The sequence below is a fragment of the Microcoleus sp. POL10_C6 genome (assembly GCF_036701585.1).
In the GTDB taxonomy this organism is placed as follows: Bacteria; Cyanobacteriota; Cyanobacteriia; order Cyanobacteriales; family Microcoleaceae; genus Microcoleus.
On record NZ_JAUBRB010000125.1, the window covers coordinates 1 to 3,343 of the forward strand.

Below are 3,343 nucleotides of genomic sequence, written 5' to 3' on the forward strand. Positions count from 1 at the left end.
TAAGCCGGATGTGCTGAAAGGTACAAGTCCGGTTTTGAGGGGAGGGGGTTACAGCGATGTAATCCCTTTACCCGACTTCTCTGCGAAACCCAAGAAGATGCCAATAACGCCAAGGACGAAATAATCCACTGGCTATTAGAGAGAGGTCTGAACCTCTCCGAAGAAAAGACCAGAATCGTTCATATGACAGAAGGATTCGACTTCTTGGGGTGGAACTTCAGACATTACAAAGTGTCTGACAGAAAATCAGGGTACAAACTACTAATCAAGCCAAGTGCCAAATCCATCAAAAACATCCGCGATAAACTCAGACAAATCTGGCTCTCTAACCGGGGCAAGGAAATTGGGGCAGTCATTACAGAGCTGACTCCCGTTGTCAGAGGATGGGCAAATTATCACCGAAAGATGGTAGCCTGCGAGGTCTTTCACGAACTCGACAAGTGGATGTTCGACCGTGTTAAGAAATACGCCAAACAGAGACACCCAAACAAAAGTGACAAATGGAGAAACCAACGCTATTTCGGACGATTCAATCTCGATAGGGAAGATAATTGGGTATTTGGCGACCACCAAACTGGGGCGCACGTCCCAAAATTCTCTTGGTTCCATATCGAACGTCACACCCTGATACCTGGTGATTATTCCCCAGATAATCCTGACCCAGACGTACAAGAATGGTTCAGGAAAAACAGGGCAAAACAAGCCAAGGGCTATAATAAGTCGTGGCAAAAAATAGCCCAGAGACAAAACCATGTGTGTCCGAGGTGTGGTGACTCGCTATTCAATGGCGAGAACATACATAAACACCACTCGACCCCCAAAGCAATCGGAGGAAAGGACACATACGCCAATTATCAACTTGTTCATCTAATGTGTCACCAGCAAATCCATCATGAGAAGACACAGTGATTTGCTTGAGCCGTGTGCAGGGAAACTTGCAAGCACGGTTCTTAGGGGGGAAGGGGACAGCAATGTCCCTGCCCTACCCGACTATTGGAGTTCAAGAATGGGAAAAAACCCTGAATTGTCAAGTCGATTGGCACTGCTCTTAAAAAAGCAGAAGGGTAAATGTTCTCATTGCGAATTTATTTTCAGAAATGAAGATGTAATGGAAGTTGACCACATCGTCCCCAGAGCCATTGGAGGTAAGGATGAATACAAAAATCTTCAACTATTGCATCGGCATTGCCACGATGTTAAAACTAAAACCGACTTGGAATTAATCAGGAAACATAACCTGGAAATCGTCTCTTCAGGAAAGAAACATCCAAGCAAGTCGGAAGAAAGAGAAGCCCTCAAATGACAAGAGGACACCCGAGTAGCCGTGTGCTGCGAAAGTAGCAAGCACGGTTCCGAATGGGAGGGAGAGGATGCTAACATCTTCTCTCGACCCTACCTGTCAGAATCCTCTCTCTTAGATTTAGTTGCCGATAAAAAGTTTTTTGTGCAGCCATTGCCGGAATTAATAAATCTTCCAGGTGATTCGCGCTCACTTCATTTTCTACTTGGGGACGATTTTTTTTCTTTGCATGATCTCGGTTGATTCGTTTTTTGCTACTCATAACTGGTTCGATTATGGCTCAACTGCTTGCCCGGTAAAGGTTTCATCCTATTTTACTTTTTTTTGTCTACCCCCTTGACAATTTGCACTTTTTCTTAACTTGTCACAAATGGTATGTGGCTAATGCTGCGCTAAGTTTTTGGATTTCTTGCCATAGCTCTACTATCAAGGCTTCTTTTGCCTCGTTCGATAGCTGTTTTAGGTCGGGGAGTTTTTCCATTCCTTTATCTAATGTCTATCTCGTCTTCTTGTCAAGGGGGTTGAGCAATGACAAATTATGTTTCGGCGAACTTGAATCACCCATCAATTGCGCTCGTGATTTTTCTTAACTTATTCAGCAAGCCCTAACTACCAAAAATTCGATTAATCATTTGATTCGCCTGGCACTCGTAACTCCCACCAAACAAATTAAAATGATTTAAAATGTGATACAGATTATAAATAGTTTTGCGTTCTTCATACCCTGAATCCAAAGGCCAAACCTGATTGTATCCCCGGTAAAACTGTGGCGAAAACCCGCCAAATAACTCCGTCATCGCGATATCAACTTCTCTGTCTCCCAAATATGCCGCCGGGTCAAAAATGACAGGTTCCCCCGCAGATGTCACCCCCGCATTTCCCCCCCACAAATCCCCGTGAACTAGCGAGGGTTGAGGTTCATAACCAGCTAACAATTCAGGAATCATCTCTAATAAACGTTCCCCTTTCGGAAAATGACCGCCTCGACGCCTAGCCACTTTTAACTGATAACCAATCCGATTTTCAGCCCAAAATTCTGCCCAATTTGCCGTCCAATTATTAATTTGTATAGTTGAGCCGATCGTATTATTAATATCCCACCCAAAACCCCCCCTGAACAAGCCCGAATCAGGCTCTTCTCCCCCCCTTAGTAAGGGGGAGTTGGGGGATGTGTATTTGTGCATTTCCGCGAGTTTTCGCCCCATTTCTTCCCAAGTTCGATCGCCCCCGCGACTTCCCAAATCCAGCCATTCCAGCACAATATAAGCTGAATTCCCCTCTGTTCCCCAGCAAATCGGCTCAGGTACTCGAATCGTCTGGGTTTCCCCCATTTGCTGCAAACCCAGCGCTTCAGCTTCAAACATCGCGACTTGGGAAGCTTGATTGATTTTCACGAAGTAAGTGCGGGTACTGCTGCTGATATAATAGCCTTGATTGATGCAGCCACCGCTGACGGAACGGCGATTGTCGATCGAAAATGTTTCTCCGGTTGTTTCACAGATGTGCGCAGCAATTTTGTCCCACATAGCATGAAATCGTGTTGAGGGTTGAGGGCGATCAGAATTAGTTTAATATCATGTCCGGTCGATCAACCATGATATAATCAGGAGGAACACTACCCCCATCCAATAAAGAATGCCAAAACGAATTACGATCGCACCTCATCTGAGTCCAGAATAGCTACAAGCTCGTTTCCGTCAAGCTAAAACAACCACCCAGGCTCATCATTACCAGATTATTTGGCTGTTAGCCATTGGAAAAACCACCGCAGAAGTAATGGCAGTGACAGGTTATAGTCGTGGTTGGATTTAGGAATTAGTCTGGGGCTACAATCATTTAGGACCTGAATCCCTCGGAGATCAACGTTGCAAAAATAGCGATTGTGACCCTCTGCTGAATGATGTGGAACAAGCTCAATTGTGGCAAGTCTTACAGCAGCCACCCCCCGATGGCGGGCTGTGGAATGGGGAGCGTGTCACTTTTGCGATGAGTATAAATACTCAGAAATACTAGGGCAGAGGTTTTGAGCTATTGTTGGGCAAA

Annotated in this window: 3 protein-coding genes; 2 read left to right on the top strand and 1 reads right to left on the bottom strand. The window is 45.2% G+C overall.

The window, feature by feature from the left end:
* The first annotated feature begins 183 nt into the window (after positions 1-183).
* Together QUA34_RS29840 and QUA34_RS29845 are read left to right on the top strand one after the other, a co-directional pair.
* Positions 184-909, top strand: a complete 726-nt coding sequence (locus tag QUA34_RS29840) for a group II intron maturase-specific domain-containing protein (protein ID WP_333332800.1) — start codon at positions 184-186, stop codon at positions 907-909.
* On the top strand, positions 893-1,303 hold the full coding sequence (locus QUA34_RS29845; RefSeq protein ID WP_333391104.1) for an HNH endonuclease signature motif containing protein: 411 nt from the start codon (positions 893-895) through the stop codon (positions 1,301-1,303). The genes QUA34_RS29840 and QUA34_RS29845 overlap by 17 nt, the downstream gene beginning before the upstream one ends.
* 602 nt (positions 1,304-1,905) lie before the next feature.
* Here QUA34_RS29845 and QUA34_RS29855 read toward each other — a convergent pair.
* Positions 1,906-2,826, bottom strand: a complete 921-nt coding sequence (locus QUA34_RS29855; protein WP_333332794.1) for a fructosamine kinase family protein — start codon at positions 2,824-2,826, stop codon at positions 1,906-1,908.
* Positions 2,827-3,343 lie beyond the last annotated feature (517 nt).

Bases quoted from the DNA above. Each gene is read 5' to 3' on its own strand.
- QUA34_RS29840 (WP_333332800.1), top strand. From the start codon at position 184: ATGACAGAAGGATTCGACTTCTTGGGGTGGAACTTCAGACATTACAAA.
- QUA34_RS29845 (WP_333391104.1), top strand. From the start codon at position 893: ATGAGAAGACACAGTGATTTGCTTGAGCCGTGTGCAGGGAAACTTGCA.
- QUA34_RS29855 (WP_333332794.1), bottom strand. From the start codon at position 2,826: ATGTGGGACAAAATTGCTGCGCACATCTGTGAAACAACCGGAGAAACA.